Below are 20,719 nucleotides of genomic sequence, written 5' to 3'. Positions count from 1 at the left end.
GGATCAGGCAAGCACCGGCGAGCATCGTTCTAACGTTTGCGCACCTCATGGTGCTTTTCTTGGTGGACAGACATACCAGTTCGGACCACCACCAGGAGGAATTACCATGCACGGTTTCCGCGCCACGATGACCGCCCACCCCGGCAAGGGCGACGAGCTGGTCGAACTGCTGCTGGCCGCCCCGTCGCTGCCACATGAGGACTGCGTGGTCTTCCTGGTCACCCGCTCGGCGAATAACGGCGACGTCGTCTCGGTCACCGAGGGCTGGACCAGCCGCGAGGCCCACGCCGAGTTCTTCGCGACGGAGGCCGCGCAGACGTTGGTCGCACGGTTGCAACCGCTGCTGGCGGGCGAGTCGCAGTACACCGACGAGATCCCCGTGGGCGGCAAGGCAACCTTCTGACGCCCGACTGACCCCTACCCCCGGACTCAGCTCTCACGACGAAATGGACCCCGCATCATGATCGCCACCGACCCCGAGCTCGCCGCCCTCCTCGCCGACATCCCGCTCGTCACGGCACTCGACGCCGAGTCACTCGCCCAGATCCGCCCGTACTCCTCCAGCCCGCTGGAGCCGCTGCTGGAGAACCGCGCCGTCGACCGGCGCGAGGTCACCGTCCCAGCCCAGGACGGCGCCGACATCCCGCTGACGATCCTCAGCCCGAAGGGCCTGACCGCACCGGCGCCCTGCATCTACTGGATCCACGGCGGCGGGATGGTCATGGGCGACCGCTTCGCGCAGCTCGACATCCCACTGGAATGGCTGGACCGCTTCGGCGCGGTCGTGGTCACGGTCGACTACCGCCTGGCCCCGGAATTCACCGGCACAACCTTGGTCGACGACTGCTACACGGCCCTGCGCTGGACGGCCACGAACGCCGCCGAGTTGGGCATCGACCCGGCCCGCATCGTGGTGGCCGGCACCAGCGCCGGCGGCGGGCTGGCCGCGGGCGTCACGCTGATGTCCCGCGACCGCGGCACCCCGTCGATCGCCGCCCAGGTCCTCATCTGCCCGATGCTCGACCACCGCAACACGACCGTCTCCAGCCGCCAGTTCGCCGGCACTCCGGGCGTCTGGACCCGCGAAACGAACGAGTTCGCCTGGCGCTCACTGCTACCCGACGCCACCGACGTGTCGGAGTACATCTCCCCGTCCCTCGCCACCGACCTGTCCGCCCTACCACCCACCTACATCGACGCCGGCACCGCCGAGATCTTCCGCGACGAGGACGTCGCCTACGCCACCGCAATCTGGGCCTCCGGCGGCCAGGCCGAACTGCACATCTGGGCCGGCGGCTTCCACGGCTTCGACGCCCTCTTTCCCCACGCCAAGATCTCCGTCACAGCCCGCCGGACCCGCACCGACTGGCTCGCCCGCCTCCTGGAATCGACGGCGACGAGATAGTTTGCCCGGCCCCGGACACGGCGTCGTCGATGGACGGGCTGAGAATCGTCAGATCCGCGCGGGTCGACCTCGCGAACGGCCTCGACGAGACCGCCGGCGACATCGCCGAGGTGTCCTTCTCGACGATGGGTGGCTCACCCGGCCATGCGCACGGCGGACCCGGTGGTGGTGCGGTCGCGCGGCGGGTGGCGCGCAGCCGGCGCAGGGAGACCACGTGCAGCGCGGCGGCGAGTGGCACCGCACCCACGTGGGGCTGCTGGCCGGCACGGCGCTGCGGCCGGGATCGGCGGTACCGTGCTGTTCGGCGCGATCGGCCTGGCCGCCGTGGTCCCGATGCTGCTCAAGCTGCGCCGCCGGTTGGGAACCCGGTGGGCGCCGGGCATCGCGGTGGCCGTCTTCGCCGCCATGTTCGCCGTATCGACCTTCCTGATCGGTCCCCCTGCGTTCCGGCGGGGAACACCCGTCCGAACCCGGTCCGCCCCGTCCGCATAGGCCTCGAACCACCAGCACGCCGGCCGCCGCGGCTGATCCCCGGTGATTGACGGGCTTGGATGAGCAGGGTATGTTATCGTTCACAACTAACTCGCTGGCGGTGCTCACTGCGGCCCACGACATGCCGCGGAGCCCGTGCAACCACGGGGAGCCCGAGGTTTCCGCCGTCCCCGGCCTGCTTGACCGGGAGGCCGGGGTGCCGCCCCACCGCGCCACGAAGACGTGACCCCCCCTCGGGTTGCCGCCCGTCACAGCGCGAGGAGTCGAAGCATGACACCCACATCTTGGCAGCGGTGGCGCAGACGCAGCGTCGGCCGACGCCGCTTCCCGGCGTTGCTCGGCACCCTCGTCCTCGGGGCGACGGTCGTGCTGACCGCGGCCCAACCGGCGGCGGCGGCGACCCCGTGGCTCACCGTGTCCGACGGTTTCGTGTCGTTCCGGGTTCCGGCCGCCGATCTCGAGAGTGCGTTCGGCGCGGTGTCGAACGTTGTCGTCGAAGGGGACTTCGGTCCGTCGTTCGCCGTCGCGGACTTGGGCCTCGGACGTTCCGGAGACGCCTGGACCTCGGTCATCGGTCCGCTGCGGCCGGGTCTGTACCGCTACCGGATCCGGGCCGACGGTACCAAGCTCCTCAAGGATCCGACCAACGCCACCACGGTCGCCTCCGACCCGACCTGGAGCACGTTCCTCGTCCCGGGGGAGTCCGCGAGCCTGCTCACGGACGTGCCGGCCGGGCAGGGCGGTGCGCTCGGCACCGTCGACTATCGTGCCGGCTCGGGGCAGACGCGGTCGGTCACGGTGTGGACGCCGCCCGGCTACGACGTGCGCCGGCAGCACCCGTACCCGGTGCTCTATCTCCAGGGGTCCCGCAGCGACTGGCTCGACCTCGGACGAGCCAGACAGATCCTCGACAACCTCGCCGTGCGGCGGCGTATCGAACCCATGGTGGTCGTGCTCGGCGACGGCAGCACCGCCGACCTCCACCAGGAGCTCTACGCCATCGACCGTGCGGTCCGGCGCAAATACATCATTGCCCGCGACCCGGCACACCGGGCACTCGCGGGTGCGTCGGCAGGCGGCACCGAGGTGCTGCGCACCGTCCTGACCCATCCGGGTGAGTTCGCCTACGCGGGCTCGTTCGCCGGTCCCTTGACCGACGGGCACCTGCGGATCGACGGCCGGGCCGTCAACGCCGGCACCCGACTGCTGCGCCTCTATGCGGGGAACGTGACCGACCCCGCGTACAACCCGACCCACGGGACGCTGCGTCTGCTCGACCGGTCCGGGGTGCGGCACGATTTCGACGGGGTCAACCCGGACGACGGCCACACCTGGAATGCCTGGCGGGAGAACCTGGTGGACTTCCTTCCGCGCTTGTTCCGGCCGGTTCACGACCATCGCCCGAGTGCCGGTCATCTGCCGTTGACCCGCGAGTTCACGACCCCGGCAGCGGGCTCGCGGCCGACGCCGTGGCTGACCCGGGACGCCAACGGGGACACCTTCGTCACCGTCGAGACCGGCACGGAGTTTGCGGGTGCGGGCCGGGTGACGCTGTGGGGCAACTGGGCGCCGGGCGGCAGCTGGGTGAACGTTCCGCTAACCCGTACCGGTGACCGGTGGCGGGGCACCGTGGGCCCGCTCAAACCCTGGTTCTACTACTACAAGTTCATCGTCGATCTCGTGTCGCACAAGGACATCGGGAACCCGACCCATATCACCACCGAACCGACCTGGAGCACCTTCCTCGCCCCCGGCCGGGCGGCCCGGCCACTGACCGATGTCCCCACCGGACAGGGCGGCACGCTCGCGACCCTGACCTACACCAGTACCGTGGTCGCGGCCGAACGCACCGCGTACGTGTGGACACCGCCCGGCTACGATCCGGCCCGCGCCGAACCGTACCCGGTTCTGTACCTCCAGCATGGCGGCGGCCAGAACTACACCGACTGGGTGGAGATGGGCCGCGCGAAGCAGATCCTCGACAACGGCTTCCGCGACGGGACGCATGTGCCGATGGTGGTGGTGATGGGCAACGGCAACGTGCCCGACTTCGGGAAGGAACTGCTGGACAACATCGTCCCGGCTGCCCGGGCGGCGTACCACGTTTCGCCCGACCCGGCGCGGCAGGCACTCGCCGGCCTGTCGATGGGCGGGTTTCAGGCTCTGGACATCCTCAAGGCCCATCCCGGTGAGTTCGCGTACATCGGTACGTTCTCCGCGGGGGTGTTCAACTCCACGGGCTTCGACGTCGGGGCGGTCAACAGCGGTACCAAGCTGTTGCGGATGTACACCGGCAACGTGACGGACTTCGTCTACCCGATCGTGCTGTCCACCATGGCCACCTTCGACTCCCTCGGAATCCGGTACGAGTTCGCCGGGGTGACACCCGGCCCGCACGGTTGGGACGCGTGGCAAAAGAACCTCATCGACTTCGCGCCGCGCCTGTTTCGATCCGACGGAGGCTGACGTCACGGCGGATGTCGGTTGCCGTTGCCTTCGAAACTATCGATTCGCCCGAGGTCATCGACAGACTTCCATCTTGACATGATTCCTTATACGTCTTATGTTTCGGTAACGTTTCGATAGGCGTTATCGGTCGGCTCGGCCTTTCCGACTCTCGCGGTCGGAGGCGAGCGCCATGCGACTCCCGGCATGGCTTGCCACCGTTCAGGCAATGGCACTCGATCAGTTCGCCGAATAGCTCGAAAGTTTTCGAAACTTCTCGACAACTGAGTGCCCCGCCAACGGCACCTCGCCCCCAAGGAGTCACAACTGTGAGATCGCTACGGACAACGCGGGTCCGGCCGCGGTGGCTGGCGCTGCTGGGCGCGGCCACCCTGCTCGCCACCGGAGCAATGGTCGCCACGGTGGTCACGGGGCCGTCCGCGTCAGCGGCGCCGACGGCTGGTTGCGGCAAGACACCGACGCTGCGCAACGGCTCACAGACCATCCAGAGCGGTGGCCAGAACCGCAGTTTCATCTTGCGGATTCCCGACGGCTACAGCAACACCCGCCCGCATCGACTGATCTTCGCCTACCATTGGCTGAACGGAACCATGAACGATGTCGCCTCCGGTGGCAGCAGCGGCGCCGCGTGGTCCTACTACGGCATGCAGCAGCAGTCGAACAACAGCGCCATCCTGGTCGCGCCGCAGGGAATCAGCAACGGCTGGGCCAACACCAACGGCCAGGACCTCACGTTCACCGACGACATGGTCCGACTGATCCAGAACGATCTGTGCGTCGACACCACACAACTGTTCGCGATGGGATTCAGTTACGGCGGCGGAATGAGCTACGCCGTCGCCTGCGCCCGGCCCACTGTCTTCAGGGCTGTCGTGGTCTACTCCGGCGCGCAGCTGTCGGGTTGCAGCGGCGGTTCCCAGCCCATCGGATACTTCGGGATCCACGGGATTTCGGACAACGTCCTCAACATCTCGTCGGGGCGGTCGCTGCGCGACACGTTCCTGCGTAACAACGGCTGCGCCTCGCAGAACGCTCAGGAGCCCGCGCAGGGCAGCGGCCGGCACATCACGACCACGTACTCCTGCCGGGCCGGCTATCCGGTGCAGTGGGCCGCGTTCGACGGGGGACACGGACCCGCCCCGGTCGACGGGTGCTCCGGCTGTGACGATGGTTCCCGGACGTGGACCAAGGCGGAGGCCTGGCGGTTCATCTCCTCCTTCGAAGGAGGCACCCCGCCGAGCTCCCCGCCGGCGAGCGGCTCTTCGTCGAGCAGCCAGCCGCCGGGCCAGGCCAACGTGATGATCACGGGCATCGGATCGGGTCGCTGCGTCGACGTGCCCGGCTCCGCGTCCGCGAACGGCACCCAGCTGCAGTTGTGGGACTGCCACGGAGGCGCCAACCAGCGCTGGACCTACACCGCCAACCGGCAGCTGATGACCGCCGGCAACAAGTGCCTGGCCGCCAACGGTCAGGGCACGAGCAACGGCACGGCCGCCGTGATCTGGGACTGCAACGGCCAGGCCAGCCAGCAGTGGAATCTGGGCACCAACGGCGCCATCACCGGCGTCCAGTCGGGACTGTGCCTGGACGCCGTCGGCACTGGCACCGCCAACGGAACGAGGATCCAGCTGTATTCCTGCCACGGCGGGTCCAACCAGCAGTGGAGCCTGCGCCGTTGACTGGATGACCGGTGGCACCTACGGCCGGCTGCGGATCGTCCGGCAACACGAATCCAAGAGAAGGAGGTCAAGGTGGATACAGATCCATCCGTCCACCGTGGCGGGACGCGGCGGAACACCCCGCTCGCCGCCAGAGCGCTGCTCGCCGGCGTGGTCGGTGTCGCGGCGGTAGCCACCGTTGCGGTGCTGACGCCGGCGAATGCGGCGGCGAGCACGCTGGGGGCGGCGGCCGCGCAGTCGAATCGGTACTTCGGCACGGCGATCGCGGCCGGTCGGCTCGGCGACTCGACATACACCACGATCGCCGGCCGGGAATTCAACATGGTGACGGCCGAGAACGAGATGAAACCCGACGCCACCGAGCCCCAGCGCGGGCAGTTCAATTTCAACGCCGGTGATCAGATCTACAACTGGGCCACCCAGCGCGGGATGAAGGTGCGCGGCCACACGCTGGCCTGGCATGCGCAGCAGCCGGGGTGGATGCAGAGCCTGTCCGGCTCCACGCTTCGCCAGGCCATGATCGATCACATCAACGGGGTCATGGGTCACTATCGGGGCAAGCTGGCCGCCTGGGACGTGGTCAACGAGGCGTTCAACGAGGATGGCAGCCGCCGTCAGTCGAACCTGCAGGGCACCGGCAACGACTGGATCGAGGTGGCGTTCCGCACCGCCCGCGCCGCCGACCCGTCGGTGAAGCTCTGCTACAACGACTACAACATCGAGAACTGGTCGTACGGCAAGACCCAGGGCGTCTACCGCATGATCCAGGACTTCAAGTCCCGGGGAGTGCCGATCGACTGCGTCGGGCTGCAGACCCACTTCACGGGCGGCAGCTCGCTGCCGGGCAACTTCCAGACCACGCTGTCGAGCTTCGCCGCTCTCGGCGTGGACGTGGCCCTGACCGAGGCCGACGTCACCAATGCCTCGACGTCGCAGTACGCGGGGCTCACCCAGGCGTGCACGAACGTGCCGCGCTGCATCGGCATCACGGTGTGGGGCGTGCGGGACAGCGACTCATGGCGTTCCGGCGAGAGCCCGCTGCTGTTCGACGGCGGTGGGAACAAGAAGCCCGCCTACACGTCGGTGCTCAACGCCCTCAACGCCGCCGACCCGACGCCCTCGCAGACGACGAGCCCGACGACGAGCCCGACGACGAGCCCGACGACGAGCGGCTCACCCAACCCGCCGGGTGGCTCGGGCACCATCGTCGGAGTGCAGTCCAACCGTTGCATCGACGTGCCCAACGCGTCGCAGACAAACGGCACGCGCGTGCAGCTCTACGACTGCCACGGCCAGACCAACCAGACGTGGACCTACACCTCGACCAAGCAGCTGCGGGTGTACGGCAGTAAGTGCCTGGACGCCAACGGCGGCGCGACGGCCAACGGCACCGCCGTCATCATCTGGGACTGCAACAGCGGGGCCAACCAGCAGTGGAACATCAACGCCAACGGCACGATCAGCGGCGTGCAGTCCGGCCGCTGCCTGGACGTGTGGGGAACGGGCAACGGGCAGCAGGTCCAGCTCTACGACTGCCACGGGCAGACCAACCAGCAGTGGCGGACCAACTTCACGGGCGACCCGTCGACGCCCCCGTCGTCGTCGGGCCCGTCCGCGTCGTCCTCGTCGCCCCCGAGCGGCTGTGCTCTTCCGTCGACGTACCGCTGGTCGTCGACCGGCGCGCTGGCGAACCCGCAGAACGGGTGGCTGTCGCTCAAGGACTTCACCAACGTGGTCTACAACGGCAGGCACCTGGTCTACGCGTCGAACGTCAACAGCGCAGGCTCGTACGGCTCGATGAACTTCGGCCTGTTCACGAACTGGTCCGACATGGCGTCGGCCACCCAGAACGGGATGAGCCAGGGAACGGTGGCGCCCACCCTGTTCTACTTCGCACCGAGGAACGTCTGGGTGCTGGCGTACCAGTGGGGGCCGACCTCGTTCAGCTACAAGACGTCGAGCGACCCGACCAACGCCAACGGCTGGTCCGCGGCACAGACGCTGTCCACCGCCAGCCTTCCCGACGCCCCGTACGGCGTGATCGACCAGACCGTCATCGGCGACGGCCAGAACATGTACCTGTTCTTCGCCGGCGACAACGGCAAGATCTACCGGCAGAGCATGCCGATCGGGAACTTCCCGGGCAGTTTCGGCTCGACCTACACGACGATCATGACCGACTCCACCAACAACCTGTTCGAAGGGGTCGAGGTCTACAAGGTCCAGGGCCAGAACCAGTACCTGATGATCGTCGAGGCGATCGGAAGCCAGGGGCAGCGCTACTTCCGGTCGTTCACATCCAACAGCCTCAGCGGGTCGTGGACCCCGCAGGCCGCCACCGAGAGTAATCCGTTCGCCGGCAGGGCCAACAGCGGCGCCACCTGGACCAACGACATCAGCCACGGTGACCTGGTCCGCACCAACCCCGACCAGACCAAGACCGTCGACGCGTGCAACCTCCAGCTCCTCTACCAGGGGAAGGACCCCAGCGCGGGCGGCGACTACAACCGGCTGCCGTGGCGGCCGGGTGTGCTGACCCTGCAGCGCTAGGTGTGCTTCGGTTGCCGGAGCGGAGCTGTCTCGGAACCGCTCCGGCAACCAGGGAGGCCTTCGTGCTGCGTTGACCGGCGCGGTAGGCGAGGCGATCAGTGACCGCGTCCCCGGCGGAGGAAGCACGACAGGACCCGCCTGAAGTCGTCCGGGTGCTCGATCGCCGGCACGTGCCCGCATCGGCCGAGCACGTACAGACGGACATCGGCCAGGTGTTCGAGCAGGGGCAGGGCCGCCGTCCCGATCGGGGTGACCCGGTCCTCGGCGCCGTGGACGAGCAGCACGGGCGCGCGGACCCCGGCCAGCGTCTGCGCCGAGAGGGCAAGCTCGTCGGCCCAACGAGCCCTGGGTGGAGGGAACAACGACGCGTATGCGTCCGCCCCCGCTCGCATCGCGGCCGCACGGGCATCGACGGCCGACTCGGTGACGAGCGTCTGGTCGAAAACGAGGCGACTCAACATGTCCCGGGCCCCGAGCAGGCCGGCGGGGGCGGCCCAGACCGCGTCGAGGTCGGCGGACAGCGGCGCACCGGGGGCGCCCATTGTCGACACCGCCACCACATGGGTGACCTGCTGGGGACGCACGGCTGCCAACGCCAGCGCCACGGCACCGCCCATGGAGTGACCCACCACGGCGTAATGCTCGACACCGAGAGCATCCATCAGACCCGCGGCCTGCTCCGTCCACAGCCGGAGCCCACCCCTGGAGCCCGCCGGGACCGGTGTCCGACCGAACCCCGCCTGGTCAGGTGCCACCACGTGCCAGGACGCGCCCAGCGCCTGCGCCGTCGTCGCCCAGGCGCCGGACCCGGTCGTCCCGGGCCCGGAGCCGTGCAGCATCAGGACCGCGGGCCCGGTGCCGCTCTCCAGGACGTGGACGGGGGAGCCGTCGACCGTGACGGTCCGAAGTGCCGTCACCGGGGCAGGTCAGGTGTGATTCGCTCGCTGCGCTCGCTCATGGCGACGCGGAGCCGACCGACTTCGAGAAGACCTCCATCATCGCCCTGCCGAACTGCGGCATGTCGGGCCACCCCCGGCAGGAGACGAGGTTGCCGTCCACGACGTCAGGGGCGTCGATGACCGTCGCGCCCGCGTTCTCCATGTCACCGGTGATGGGCGGGAAGCACGCGGTCTTCCGACCCTTCAGCAGCCCGTACACCGCTGGCACCTGCGCGCCGTGGCACACCAGCGCGATCGGGAGGTTGCGCGCGAAGAAATGCTCGGTGATGCGCCTGACGTGGGCGTCGACCCGGATCCACTCGGGGGCACGTCCCCCCGGGATGATGAGGGCGTCGTAGCGCTCGACGTCGACCTCGGCCCAGGGCACGTCGACGGGTAGCTTCCGGCCGTTCTTCTCCACGTAGGCGTCGGAGTTGGGGTCGAACTCGTGGATGACCAACTGCACGTCGCGCATCGTCCGTGACGAGACGTCGACGTCCCAGCCGCCTTCCTGCACGCGATAGTAGGGATACATGGTGTCGAGCTCCTCGGCGGCATCGCCGGTCAGGAGCAGCGCTCTGGGCACCTGCTTCTCCTCGCATCGAGCGGGTGACCGGATCAGATCCGATCCGATCCGATCCGGTCAGCATTCCTCGGGCCCGGCCCGCCCGTCAACCCTCTACCGCCATTCCGTCCACGTCCTTGACCTCGTCGAAATAGCGTTGGATCCGCTCGCCGGACCGCAGGATGTGCCGACGCATGGCGTAGGCGGCGGCGTCGGGGTCACGCGCGGCGATTGCGGCCAGAACCTGCTCGTGCTCGGCCCTGGCCAGGTGGGTGACCTGGGTGTCGTGGTGAAGCCGGAACAGGTGCACGTGCGTGTGCAGGCGGGCCAGCGCTTCGCGGATGACCTGGTTCGCCGCGCTCAGGGCGATGAGGTCGTGAAAGGCCGCGTCGCGTAGCCCGAAGGCGCCGTAGGCCATGAGCCCGTTGCCCCGCTCCAGTTCCGCCATCTCCTCCACCATCCGTCGCAGGCCGGCCACCTGCTCCGGGGACGCGCGCTCGGCGGATCTGCGCGCCGCTGCCGGCTCGAGGAGCAGTCGGATCTCGAGGATGTCCTCGAACCGGTGCCGGGTGATCTGGGGAGGAATGCGGTAACCGGCATGGGGCACACGCACGACCAGGCCCTCGGCTTCCATGCGGTTCAGAGCGTCTCGGATCGGCGTCTGCGAGACCCCCAGCTCCCGCGCCAGGACGTCGATCGTGACGCGCGAGCCGGGCTCGATCCGTAGCGACATCAGTTGTCCGAGCAGCGTGTCGTACACCTCGTCGGCAAGCCGGCCGCGCGATCTGCCCGCCGGCAGTCCGCCCGTCATGGCCCCATGGCCCCCCGTCATCGCTTCGTCATCCATCGTGACGTGAGGTCTCCTTCGTGCGTCTTCGCGAACCTGTTGACATCGATCTCAATGCTGCTGCATGCTGACGGCCACTCAAATCGTATAGGAAACGCGACGGATGCCAGCCATCCTGCACCATCGCGGATCCACCCGCCAGCACTCAATTTCGATCACCTGAAGCTCCCACGAGCATGCTCGACGTCCCGCTCGGTTCGCCACCGGCTGCACAAGGACCGCTCAGCGAAGCACGCAGCAACGCTCCGGGGAGTCCCCACCCAGAAAGCAGGCAGGACGATGCGGTATCCACAGCGAATAGGACGACTGCCCGTTCCCGGTCGAAAGGTGCTGCTCGCGACGGCGGCCCTGCTGCTGGCCACCACCGTGGCGGCGTGCGGCGGCCAGGACGACGACGCGAAGGCGGGCGCACCCAAGGCACCGGCGACCATCCCGACGCTCACCAATGACCCGCTGACCCTCAGCTTCATCTGGTTCGAGTGGCCCCCCGCCAAAGCGCTGGAAGACTTCGCGAACGCGGAGTACAAGAAGGTGCGGCCGAACGTGACCATCAAGGTCAACACGGTGCCGAACGCGAACTGGCACGATGCGATGTTCACCCAGTTCGCCGCGCGCAAAACCGACTTCGACATCGCGATCCTCGACTCGCAACACATCGGCGAGGCCGTCACGAACGGCAACATCCTCGACCTCACCGACTTCGTCAAGCAGAACATCGACGTCAACGCCTACAACCCGTACCTCCTGGCGGCCTACGGCCAGTTCCCCCAGGCGGAGACCGGCAAGCGCGACGAGAACGCCAGCCTCTACGGCCTGCCGCTGCTCGGCGACACCTGGACGATGATCTACCGCAAGGACCTGATCGGCGACAAGCCGCCGCAGAACTGGGACGAGATGATCTCGGTCGCCGCGAAATGCCAGGCGGACAACCCCGGCGTCAGCGGGCTGGCTTTCCACCAGGCCAACGGCTCCGACGCCGCGGCCGTCACCTACAACACGGTCAACGGCGTCTACGGCGGCAACCTCTGGAACGCCAAGGACCGCAAGATCGAGGGCGTCCTCAACGACGCCGCGGGCCAGGAGGCGATGGACGTCCTGGTCAACAAGATGAAGCCGTTGACCGCCAAGGGTTCCGGCAACTGGTTCATCGACGAGGTGAACGCGTCGGTCGCCCAGGGCAAGGCATGCATCGCGTTCCAGTGGATCGCCGCGAGCGGCGGCCTGCTCGACCCGAAGCAGTCGACGCTGGGCACCTCGCGGGAGCAGATTCTCGGCAAGCTGGGCTTTGCCACCCTGCCGACCCAGAAGACGAACCTGGTGCCTCTCGGCGGCATGGGAATGCACGTGTCGGCCTACGCCGCCAAGGCGAACCAGGCGGAGGCTCTGAACTTCATGAAGTGGTTCGAGCAGGCCGACATCCAGAAGAAGTGGGCCGCGGCCGGCGGCGTGCCGTCGCGCACGGACGCCCTGCAGTCGCCCGAGTTCCTCAATGCCTCGCCGTTCAACAAGGTCTACGCCGACTCGGTTCCGCGGATGCGCGACATGTGGAACGTGCCCCAGTACGCGCAGCTCGTGAACATCGAGAACACCAACGTGAACGCGGCCCTCAACGGCGCGAAGAGTCCGAAGGACGCGCTCGACGAGATCGCCAAGGAGCAGCAGAAGGTGCTCGACTCCAGCCGTCGCAAGGGTGGCGGCGGACTGTGAGTGGCCCCGCCCCTTTGACGACCGACGGCCCCGGGCAGGCGGCGACGCCGACGCCGCCTGCCCGGCGTCGGCCGCGCCGCCTGAGCGACCGCCGGCTCGCCGTGGCCTTCACCTCTCCCGCCATGCTGCTGTTGCTCGCAATGTCGGTGTTCCCGTTGCTGTGGACGTTGTACCTGTCCTTCACCGACTACTCGGCCACACAAGGGGGGCCCGCCCATTTCCTCTGGTTCGGCAACTACACCGCCATCCTGACGTCGGCGCAGGTGCACCAGAGGCTCCTGACGACGTTGGTCTTCGTGGTCGGAGCGGTGACCCTGCAGACCGTGCTCGGTTTCACCATCGCCTACCTGATCTCACGGCGCACGCGCGGGCGGGGGCTGCTGACCACTGTGTTCCTGGTTCCGATGATGCTGTCGCCGGTGGTGGTCGGGCTGTTCTGGCGGTTCATGCTCGACGCGCAGTTCGGCGTGGTCAACAGCATGCTCGACTCGCTCGGCCTGGGGCAGGTGGAGTGGCTCACCCGGCAGCGGACGGCACTGCTTTCCCTGATCGTGGTCGACACCTGGCAATGGACGCCGTTCATCATGCTCATCGCACTCGCGGGCCTCACCGCGGTCCCCAAGTACCTGTACGAGGCCGCCTCGATCGACCGGGCGTCGGAGTGGTTCAAGTTCCGCACCATCACCCTTCCGCTGGTGTGGCCGCTGCTCCTCATCGCCGTGCTGTTCCGGGCCATCGAGGCCTTCCGGCAGTTCGACCTCGTGTACATCCTCACCAGCGGAGGTCCGGGGGTTTCCACCGAGACGTTGTCGTTTCACGTCTACAAGGTCGCGTTCCTGGGCTTCAACACCGGAACCGCCTCGGCGTACGGGATCCTCATGGTCCTCGTCGTCATCGTCCTTACGCAGTTCTACCTGCGCTACTTGAACAAGCTCAAGGAGGACTGATGGCCATCTCCGTCGACGAGGCCGTGTCCACAGGGCCGGTGCGGGACCGCACGCGCCCCGCGCGCCGCTTCGGCGGCCGGGGCCGTTCCGTGCTGGAGGTCGCGCTGCTGACCGTCCTGGCCGTCGTCATGCTCTTTCCGGTGCTGTGGATGATCGAGACGTCCGTCAAGGAGAACCGGGATGTTTACGCCATCCCGGCCAAGTTCTTCGGCTTCACGTTCACCATGGACCATTTCAAGGACGTGTTCGTCTCCTCCGACGGCGGTCGCTCGGCGTTGTCCGTCGCGTTCCTCAACTCCGTTCTGGTCGCCGGGGTCTCCACGGCGCTCGCCACCGTTCTGGGGGTCCCGGCGGCCTGGGCCTATTCACGCTTCGCCATGAGGGCCAAGAAGGACCAGCTGTTCTTCATCCTGTCCACCCGCTTCATGCCGCCCGTGGTGGTCGTGATCCCGATCTTCCTGATGTACCGCGCGATCGGGCTCGTCGACACCAAGCTCGGCCTGATCCTCATCTACACCGCGTTCAACGTCCCGTTCACGATCTGGATGATGAAGGGGTTCGTCGACGAGGTGCCCGCGGAGTACGAGGATGCCGCCATGCTCGACGGCTACACACGCCTGCAGGCGTTCCGGCGATTCACCCTTCCCCTGCTCGTGCCCGGCATCGCCGCGACGGCGGTCTTCTCACTCATCTTCTCGTGGAACGAGTTCGTCTTCGCCATCTTCCTCACCTCCAGCGACGAGGTGCGAACGGCTCCACCCGCCATCGCCGGCCTCATCGGTGGCACCACGGTGGACTGGGGACTCGTGGCCGCCTCCTCCGTCGTGTTCGCCCTGCCGGTGCTCGTCTTCGCCTACCTGGTGCGCAAGCATCTCGTCGCCGGTGTGACGCTCGGCGCGGTGCGACGCTGATGGCGGGCATCGAGGTCACCGCCCTGCACAAGCGCTACCCGGACGGGACGGTCGCAGTCGACCATGTGGACCTGTCCATCGGCGACGGCGAGCTGTTCGTGATGCTCGGCCCGTCGGGTTGCGGCAAGACGACCACGCTGCGCGCCATCGCCGGTTTGGAGAGGCAGACGACGGGCGACATCCGCATCGGCAGCACACTGGTCAACGACCTGCCGCCCGCCGAGCGCGACATCGCCATGGTGTTCCAGTTCTACGCTCTCTACCCGCATCTGAGAGTCCGCGACAACCTGGCCTTCCCTCTGCGGGCCGAGGGACTGCCCAAGCCGCAGGTGCGCGAGCGCGTCGACGAGGCCGCCCGGCTGATGCGGCTCGGTCCGCTCCTCGACCGGCGACCGAGCCGGCTGTCGGGCGGGGAGCAGCAACGCGTCGCGCTTGCCCGCGCCCTCGTGCGGCGACCGCGCGCGTTCCTCATGGACGAACCTCTCACCAATCTGGACGCGGAGCTGCGGGCGGACATGCGCACGGAGATCAAGCACCTGCAGGGGCAGCTGGGGACCACGATGGTCTACGTCACCCACGACCAGGTCGAGGCGATGTCGCTCGGTCACCGGATCGCCATCCTCAACAAGGGCCGCGTCGAGCAGATCGGCACGCCGCTGGAGGTCTACGACCGTCCGGCGAGTCTCTTCTGCGCCGCGTTCATCGGCTCGCCGCCGATGAACCTGATCGAGGTGGAGGTGGCCGACGGAAAGCTGCGCGGTCAGGGCGGACTGGTCCTCACGCCACCGCCGGGCCTGCCGCGCGACCGTGGCCTGGTCGCAGGCGTCCGGCCGGAGGCGCTGGAGGTCACAGAACCAGGGGCGGAACACTCGGTCCCGGCCCGCGTCGTCGCGGCGGAGGGGCTGGGCGACGAGATCATCTACGTGATCGACCACGGCGGCCAGCGCGACGTACGGGTCCGGATGCCACCGACCGTCCGTTTCGCCGCCGACGCACCGGTCGGGCTGCGGCACAGCGGCGGGACCCCGGCGGTCTACGACGTGAACACGGAAGAGCTGGTGGCCTGATGGCAACCGTGGCAGTGCACGGGCTGCGCAAGTCCTTCGGTGACGTCCAGGCCCTGGACGGGGTGAGCCTGGACGTGCCGGACGGCTCGTTCTTCGTCGTGCTCGGGCCCTCCGGGGCCGGCAAGACGACGACCCTGCGAGCCATCGCCGGTCTCGAGAAGCTCGACGCCGGGTCGGTGCACCTGGACGGCAGGGACGCGACCGGTGACGACCCGGCCGCACGCGATCTGGCCATGGTCTTCCAGAACTACGCCCTCTACCCGCGTCACACGGCGTACGAGAACATCGCGTCGCCGCTGCGGGCCCGCCGCTGTTCGTCGAGCGAGGTCGCCGCCGCCGTCGAGCGGGTGTCGGGCCTGCTGCACATCGAACGTCTGCTGCAGCGCCGTCCCGCGCAGTTGTCGGGCGGTGAGATGCAGCGCGTCGCCCTGGCCCGGGCGCTGGTCCGTAGCCCACGCGCGTTTCTCATGGACGAGCCGCTGACGAACCTCGACCTCAAGCTCCGCGTCGAGATGCGCACCGAGCTCACCCGTATCCACCGCAGCCTCGGGGCGACCTTCGTCTACGTGACCAACGACCAGGTCGAGGCCCTGTCCATGGCCGACCAGGTCGCGGTCCTCAAGGAGGGGACGGTGCAACAGGTCGGAACGCCCACCGAGGTGTACGAGCGTCCGGCCAACCGGTGGGTCGCAGGCTTCGTCGGAAGCCCGCGGATCAGCCTGCTCGCCTGCCACGCCGAGGGAGATCGTCTGGTCGGGGCGCAGGGTTGGACGCTGCCGCGGCCCCGCTGGACCACGGCGGAGGACGGTCGTCAGCTGCTGCTGGGCGTGCGCGCGGAGGACCTGTCGGTGGAGCAGCGTGGGAACGCGTCGTTGGCGGGTGAGCTCTACGCACTCGAGCCGCTCGGTGACCGAACGGTCATCGATGTCCGGGTGGGCACGGAAATGCTCAAGGTCAAGGCTCGACCCACGGTCACCGGTACGCCGGGCGAGCGGCTGCTCGTCACGGTCGACCTGGATCGTGCGCACCTGTTCGATGCGGACACCGGGCTCGCGCTGTCCGAGGCCGGGAGGTGACGCGATGAGTGACCCGATGAATGTCCTGGCCCCCGAGCACCGGCGGCTCCGGATCGGCGACGCCTGGCGCGACGCCGCCGGCGGAGCCACCTTTGCCGTCGAGGACCCGGCCACCGGCAGGACCATCGCCGAGGTGGCGGACGCCGACGTCGTCGACGGGCTCGCCGCTCTGGACGTGGCGAGCAAGGCAATGGCGGAGTGGGCGGCGACCCCGCCCCGACAACGGTCAGAGTTGTTGACCGCGACGTACCGGGCACTGACCGGGCGATCCGAGGAGGTCGCCCGGCTCATAACCCTCGAGATGGGCAAGCCGCTCGCCCAGGCGCGGGCAGAGGTGGCCTACGGCGCCGAGTTCTTCCGTTGGTTCGCCGAGGAGGCGGTGCGCGTCGAAGGGCGCTACAACACCGCTCCCGCTGGTGGATATCGCATCCTCACCGTGCCGAAGCCGGTGGGACCGTGTGTCTTCGTGACGCCCTGGAACTTTCCGTTGGCCATGGGTGCCCGCAAGATCGCTCCTGCGCTGGCGGCGGGCTGCACGACGATCACCAAGCCAGCGGCTCAGACGCCACTGACGATGCTGTTCCTGGCCCGCGTCATGGAGGAGGTCGGCGTTCCCCCAGGCGTCGTCAACGTGGTGACGACCAAGCGTCCCGGCGAGGTGGTCTCCGCACTGCTGGCCGACCGCCGGACCCGCAAGCTCTCGTTCACCGGGTCGACCGAGGTCGGGCGCGTGCTGCTGCGACAGGCGGCGGACAACGTGCTGCGCACCTCCATGGAACTCGGCGGCAACGCGGCCTTGATCGTGTGTGCCGACGCGGACCTGGACGTCGCGCTCGACGGCGCCATGGTGGCCAAGATGCGCAACATCGGGGAGTCCTGCATCGCGGCCAACCGGATCTATGTCGAGGAGCCGGTGCGCGAGGAGTTCACGGCGCGCTTCGCCGAGCGGATGGGCGCGCTTTCGGTGGGCCACGGTCTCGACGACGGTGTGGACGTCGGGGCGCTGATCGACGAGGCCTCGGTCACCAAGATCGACGAGCTCGTCGCCGACGCGGTCGACCGAGGCGCCCGTGTCCTGGTGGGCGGCGAGCGTCCGGATGGGCCGGGCCACTTCTACCCGCCGACGGTCCTCGTCGACGTGCCCGAAGACGCACGGATGCTGGACGCGGAGATCTTCGGCCCGGTGGCGCCGATCATCTCGTTCACGTCCGACGACGAGGTGATGGCGAAGGCCAACGACACCGAGCACGGCCTGGCCGGATACGTCTTCACCCGTGACCTCCAGCGGGCGCTCCGGTTCGCCGAAGGGCTGGAGACGGGGATGCTCGGCATCAACCGTGGTCTGATCTCGGACCCGTCGGCTCCGTTCGGAGGCGTGAAGCAATCCGGGATCGGCAAGGAGGGGTCGCACGAGGGCATCCTCGAGTACCTCGACGTCACCTACGCGGCGATCGACCTTTCGTGACCGGCCTCCTGCACCTCGCCACCGACGTTCCTGAGAGGCACGGACATGCTTGAGACCGTCCGCGGACCGCGCCAGCTGATAGTGGGCGAAGGGGTCGCGCAGAACATCCCACGGGTGGTGGCCGAGTGTGGCTCGCGAGTCCTCGTCGTGACCGACCGGGTTCTTCTGGAGCAGCCGGGCGTGGCCGGGATCGTGGCCGCAGTGCGGGAGAAGGTCGAGGTCGTCGGGGTGTTCGCCGACGCGGTTCCGGACGTGCCGATAGACAATGTCGCGGTGGCCGTCTCGGTCGCCGCAGAGGTCGACGCCGACGTCATCCTCGCCATCGGCGGCGGCTCCGTGATCGACCTCGCCAAGATCGTCGGCGTCATCCGGCGCCACGGCGGGACGCCGCGCGACTACTACGGCGAGGCGAAGGTGCCGGGGCCGACGATTCCTCTCGTCGCGGTTCCGACGACGTCGGGCACCGGCTCCGAGCTCACGCCGGTCTCGGTGTTGACCGACCCGGACCGCGAGCTGAAGGTGGGGGTCTCCAGCGTCCACCTCGTGCCCGACTTCGCCATCGTCGACCCCGAGCTCACCTACTCCTGCCCGGTGACGGTCACCGCCCACTCCGGCATCGACGCCTTGTGCCACGCGGTGGAGAGCTACATCGCGCGACCCCGCGTCCACGGACCGCGCGACCCGGTGGAGCAGGTCTTCCTCGGTCGCAACCCGGTCACCGATCACTACGCGCTGCTGGCCGCGGAGCGGATCGCCCGCAGCCTGCGCCGTGCCGTCAGCGACGGAGGCGACAAGGACGCACGCGCGGACATGTCCTACGGATCCATGCTCGCCGGGCTCGCGTTCTCCCACGCCGGCAACGGGGCCCCGCACGCCCTGCAGTACCTCGTCGGCGCGGCCACCCACACGCCGCACGGTCTGGGCGTCGGGCTGCTGCTGCCCTACGCGCTGGACGCGGCCAGGGATGCCATCGGCGACCGGTTGACCATTCTCGCCGGGGTGTGCGGGCTCGACGTGGCCGACGCCTCCGATGCCGAGGCCGCGGATACGTTCCTCACCTGGCTCGACGGGCTGCTAGCCGACATCGGCATCCCTTCCACCTTGGCGGACATCGGCGTGGCACGCGCCGACCTCCCGCGCTTCGCGGAGACGGCCGGTGGCATCACCCGATTGATCCAGAACCATCCAGGCCCGACCGACACCGCCAGCCTGACCGCGATCCTCGAAGCGGCCTGGACCGGGGACCGGACTCGACACGTCCTGAACCAGTGACGGTCCTTTCGCATGACCTGGCGCACGCACGATTGGGGACGGCGCGGCCGTACCCAGGCGCCCGACCACCTGGCGCGAGTCGACGTCGGGACAGCGCTGTACGAGCCGCCGGTCGAACAGCGCGGAGGCCGCCTCGATCCCCTCCATCGTGCTCACTCGACAGCGCGTGTCGGAGTCGGCCGCCCGCACGTCGACCGGCTCGACATCGAGCTCGTGCCAGTGCCGGCCATGACGGTCGACGGGGAGCCCGGGATGATCAAACGGATCAAACACGGTGACTCGTCATTCGGTCCTCCCGATACGGTTCACCGGTCGGCCCAACCGTCCGCGTGGAGGTGAGCCGGGACTATCCGTTGTGGGTCAGATTCTCGATGCCGGGGGCACCCGCAGACGTTGACGATGTGGAATCGCTGTCACCGCCGCGGGGTCACGGTCGGACCACGATCCGGTTCTGGACGGCGGTGATTCCCGGTGCTGACCAGGCGACCCGCTCCGCTTCGTGTTTCTCGGCCCAGGACCGGACGGTGCCGTCGAGGATGACGCGGTCGCCGTCGATCGTGATCTCGATCGACTGGGCGTCGGTTGCGGCGCTGCGGATCAGGGCATCCTTGATCTTCTGCTTCAGGTCGCTCGGCGTGGACCGCGGCCGTACCGTGACGAGGTTGCTGATCCCCGACACGCCGGGCAGCGCGCGGACCGCCCGTTCCGCGGCGCGCCGCTGGTACTCCCACTCCACGGTTCCGCGCAGCGTGACCCAGCCGTCCGACACCGTGACCTTGACGGCGCCGTCGGGGACGAGACCGTCCCATTCGAGCGCGCGGGCCGCCGCGGACGCGATGTCGGAGTCGGTGCGCCGGTCGTCGCCCGTCAGCCGCACCTCGATGTCGTTCGCGATCGCCTGAACCCCGCGCACCCGTTGCGCCGCGTTCTCCGCCGCCCACTTCTTGACGAAGGAGTCGACCGTCCCGGTCAGTGTCACGACTCCGTCCTTCACCGCCACGCCGATCTCGTTCGGCTGTAGCCGCGAGTCCCACTTCAGCTCCGCGAGTACCTCACGCTGAATCTGTTCATCGGTCAGTGTTGTCGTTGCCGAAGTCATCCGGAGTCCTCCATGTCGTGTGGCTTTCCACGACTATCTGTCGCGTTCGGGTGATCCGGGCTAGCCCTTGCGGGGTGATTGTGGAGGCGCCCGTTCTGGGACACTGTGCCGATGAGTGGCGCCCGCCCGTCGGAATCGGAACAGCGCGACGAGGCGGCATCCTCGCCCGTCGTCCTGTGCCTCGTGGCCGCGCCCGGGGCGGCGGCGGACCTGATGCGCAGGCTTGCGGCATT

17 protein-coding genes are annotated in these 20,719 nt (G+C 68.5%); 13 read left to right on the top strand and 4 right to left on the bottom strand.

Translation table 11 applies throughout. The annotated features are described in order from the left end of the window. Window positions 1-106 precede the first annotated feature (106 nt). The 6 genes from Vau01_RS55540 to Vau01_RS55515 all read left to right on the top strand — a co-directional run bounded on the left by Vau01_RS55540 (window position 107) and on the right by Vau01_RS55515 (window position 8,592). The gene (locus tag Vau01_RS55540; protein ID WP_204010585.1) at window positions 107-403 is read left to right on the top strand and encodes a putative quinol monooxygenase; all 297 of its coding nucleotides are present in this window, start codon (window positions 107-109) and stop codon (window positions 401-403) included. 57 nt (window positions 404-460) lie between these two features. Continuing rightward, window positions 461-1,405, top strand: a complete 945-nt coding sequence (locus Vau01_RS55535) for an alpha/beta hydrolase (protein ID WP_204010582.1) — start codon at window positions 461-463, stop codon at window positions 1,403-1,405. A gap of 294 nt (window positions 1,406-1,699) precedes the next feature. Further along, window positions 1,700-1,897 carry a hypothetical protein gene (locus Vau01_RS55530; protein WP_204010579.1) on the top strand — a complete coding sequence of 66 codons (198 nt, stop codon included), beginning with the start codon at window positions 1,700-1,702 and terminating at the stop codon, window positions 1,895-1,897. A 270-nt stretch (window positions 1,898-2,167) separates the two neighbouring features. After that, window positions 2,168-4,363: an alpha/beta hydrolase gene (locus Vau01_RS55525; protein ID WP_204010577.1), complete on the top strand. Its 2,196-nt coding sequence runs from the start codon at window positions 2,168-2,170 to the stop codon at window positions 4,361-4,363. 389 nt (window positions 4,364-4,752) lie between these two features. Then, a complete protein-coding gene (locus Vau01_RS55520; RefSeq protein ID WP_204010697.1) occupies window positions 4,753-6,042 on the top strand; it encodes a ricin-type beta-trefoil lectin domain protein in 1,290 nt (429 codons plus the stop codon). 72 nt (window positions 6,043-6,114) lie between these two features. Further along, on the top strand, window positions 6,115-8,592 hold the full coding sequence (locus tag Vau01_RS55515; RefSeq protein WP_204010574.1) for a non-reducing end alpha-L-arabinofuranosidase family hydrolase: 2,478 nt from the start codon (window positions 6,115-6,117) through the stop codon (window positions 8,590-8,592). Between the two features lie 95 nt (window positions 8,593-8,687). Here Vau01_RS55515 and Vau01_RS55510 read toward each other — a convergent pair whose 3' ends face one another. The 3 genes from Vau01_RS55510 to Vau01_RS55500 all read right to left on the bottom strand — a co-directional run bounded on the left by Vau01_RS55510 (window position 8,688) and on the right by Vau01_RS55500 (window position 10,942). Further along, window positions 8,688-9,509 carry an alpha/beta fold hydrolase gene (locus tag Vau01_RS55510; protein ID WP_204010571.1) on the bottom strand — a complete coding sequence of 274 codons (822 nt, stop codon included), beginning with the start codon at window positions 9,507-9,509 and terminating at the stop codon, window positions 8,688-8,690. Window positions 9,510-9,546: 37 nt separating this feature from the next. Continuing rightward, window positions 9,547-10,116, bottom strand: coding sequence for a DJ-1/PfpI family protein (locus tag Vau01_RS55505; protein WP_204010568.1), 570 nt, complete (start codon window positions 10,114-10,116; stop codon window positions 9,547-9,549). Window positions 10,117-10,201: 85 nt separating this feature from the next. After that, the gene (locus tag Vau01_RS55500; protein ID WP_239152801.1) at window positions 10,202-10,942 is read right to left on the bottom strand and encodes a GntR family transcriptional regulator; all 741 of its coding nucleotides are present in this window, start codon (window positions 10,940-10,942) and stop codon (window positions 10,202-10,204) included. 327 nt (window positions 10,943-11,269) lie between these two features. On the opposite strand from Vau01_RS55500, the gene Vau01_RS55495 reads away from it, so the two are divergent. The 7 genes from Vau01_RS55495 to Vau01_RS55465 are packed head-to-tail and all read left to right on the top strand — an operon-like array spanning window position 11,270 to window position 19,387. Further along, complete coding sequence (locus Vau01_RS55495) at window positions 11,270-12,649, top strand: extracellular solute-binding protein (RefSeq protein WP_239152800.1); 1,380 nt, start codon at window positions 11,270-11,272, stop codon at window positions 12,647-12,649. After that, entirely contained in the window at window positions 12,646-13,596 is a 951-nt protein-coding gene (locus tag Vau01_RS55490) for a carbohydrate ABC transporter permease (protein WP_204010535.1), read from the top strand. Before Vau01_RS55495 ends, Vau01_RS55490 begins: the two co-directional genes overlap by 4 nt. Then, entirely contained in the window at window positions 13,596-14,507 is a 912-nt protein-coding gene (locus tag Vau01_RS55485; RefSeq protein WP_204010532.1) for a carbohydrate ABC transporter permease, read from the top strand. The genes Vau01_RS55490 and Vau01_RS55485 overlap by 1 nt, the downstream gene beginning before the upstream one ends. Beyond that, window positions 14,507-15,574: an ABC transporter ATP-binding protein gene (locus Vau01_RS55480; protein ID WP_204010529.1), complete on the top strand. Its 1,068-nt coding sequence runs from the start codon at window positions 14,507-14,509 to the stop codon at window positions 15,572-15,574. The genes Vau01_RS55485 and Vau01_RS55480 overlap by 1 nt, the downstream gene beginning before the upstream one ends. Then, window positions 15,574-16,650 (top strand): ABC transporter ATP-binding protein, encoded by a 1,077-nt coding sequence (locus Vau01_RS55475; protein WP_204010512.1) that lies wholly within the window; start codon window positions 15,574-15,576, stop codon window positions 16,648-16,650. The genes Vau01_RS55480 and Vau01_RS55475 overlap by 1 nt, the downstream gene beginning before the upstream one ends. Window positions 16,651-16,654: 4 nt before the next feature. Then, a complete protein-coding gene (locus Vau01_RS55470) occupies window positions 16,655-18,115 on the top strand; it encodes an NAD-dependent succinate-semialdehyde dehydrogenase (RefSeq protein ID WP_204010510.1) in 1,461 nt (486 codons plus the stop codon). A 45-nt stretch (window positions 18,116-18,160) separates the two neighbouring features. Next, window positions 18,161-19,387 (top strand): iron-containing alcohol dehydrogenase, encoded by a 1,227-nt coding sequence (locus Vau01_RS55465; RefSeq protein WP_204010508.1) that lies wholly within the window; start codon window positions 18,161-18,163, stop codon window positions 19,385-19,387. Window positions 19,388-19,814: 427 nt separating this feature from the next. On the opposite strand, the gene Vau01_RS55460 is transcribed toward Vau01_RS55465, so the two are convergent. Continuing rightward, entirely contained in the window at window positions 19,815-20,486 is a 672-nt protein-coding gene (locus Vau01_RS55460; protein ID WP_204010506.1) for a BON domain-containing protein, read from the bottom strand. Window positions 20,487-20,719 lie beyond the last annotated feature (233 nt).

Origin of the sequence: Virgisporangium aurantiacum, from assembly GCF_016863635.1 — a bacterium.
Taxonomy (GTDB): Bacteria; Actinomycetota; Actinomycetes; order Mycobacteriales; family Micromonosporaceae; genus Virgisporangium; species Virgisporangium aurantiacum.
This window is presented reverse-complemented; position numbering and strand designations above follow the sequence as displayed.

Bases quoted from the DNA above. Each gene is read 5' to 3' on its own strand.
- Vau01_RS55540 (WP_204010585.1), top strand. From the start codon at position 107: ATGCACGGTTTCCGCGCCACGATGACCGCCCACCCCGGCAAGGGCGAC.
- Vau01_RS55535 (WP_204010582.1), top strand. From the start codon at position 461: ATGATCGCCACCGACCCCGAGCTCGCCGCCCTCCTCGCCGACATCCCG.
- Vau01_RS55525 (WP_204010577.1), top strand. From the start codon at position 2,168: ATGACACCCACATCTTGGCAGCGGTGGCGCAGACGCAGCGTCGGCCGA.
- Vau01_RS55520 (WP_204010697.1), top strand. From the start codon at position 4,753: ATGGTCGCCACGGTGGTCACGGGGCCGTCCGCGTCAGCGGCGCCGACG.
- Vau01_RS55500 (WP_239152801.1), bottom strand. From the start codon at position 10,942: ATGGATGACGAAGCGATGACGGGGGGCCATGGGGCCATGACGGGCGGA.
- Vau01_RS55485 (WP_204010532.1), top strand. From the start codon at position 13,596: ATGGCCATCTCCGTCGACGAGGCCGTGTCCACAGGGCCGGTGCGGGAC.
- Vau01_RS55480 (WP_204010529.1), top strand. From the start codon at position 14,507: ATGGCGGGCATCGAGGTCACCGCCCTGCACAAGCGCTACCCGGACGGG.
- Vau01_RS55475 (WP_204010512.1), top strand. From the start codon at position 15,574: ATGGCAACCGTGGCAGTGCACGGGCTGCGCAAGTCCTTCGGTGACGTC.
- Vau01_RS55470 (WP_204010510.1), top strand. From the start codon at position 16,655: ATGAGTGACCCGATGAATGTCCTGGCCCCCGAGCACCGGCGGCTCCGG.
- Vau01_RS55465 (WP_204010508.1), top strand. From the start codon at position 18,161: ATGCTTGAGACCGTCCGCGGACCGCGCCAGCTGATAGTGGGCGAAGGG.
- Vau01_RS55460 (WP_204010506.1), bottom strand. From the start codon at position 20,486: ATGACTTCGGCAACGACAACACTGACCGATGAACAGATTCAGCGTGAG.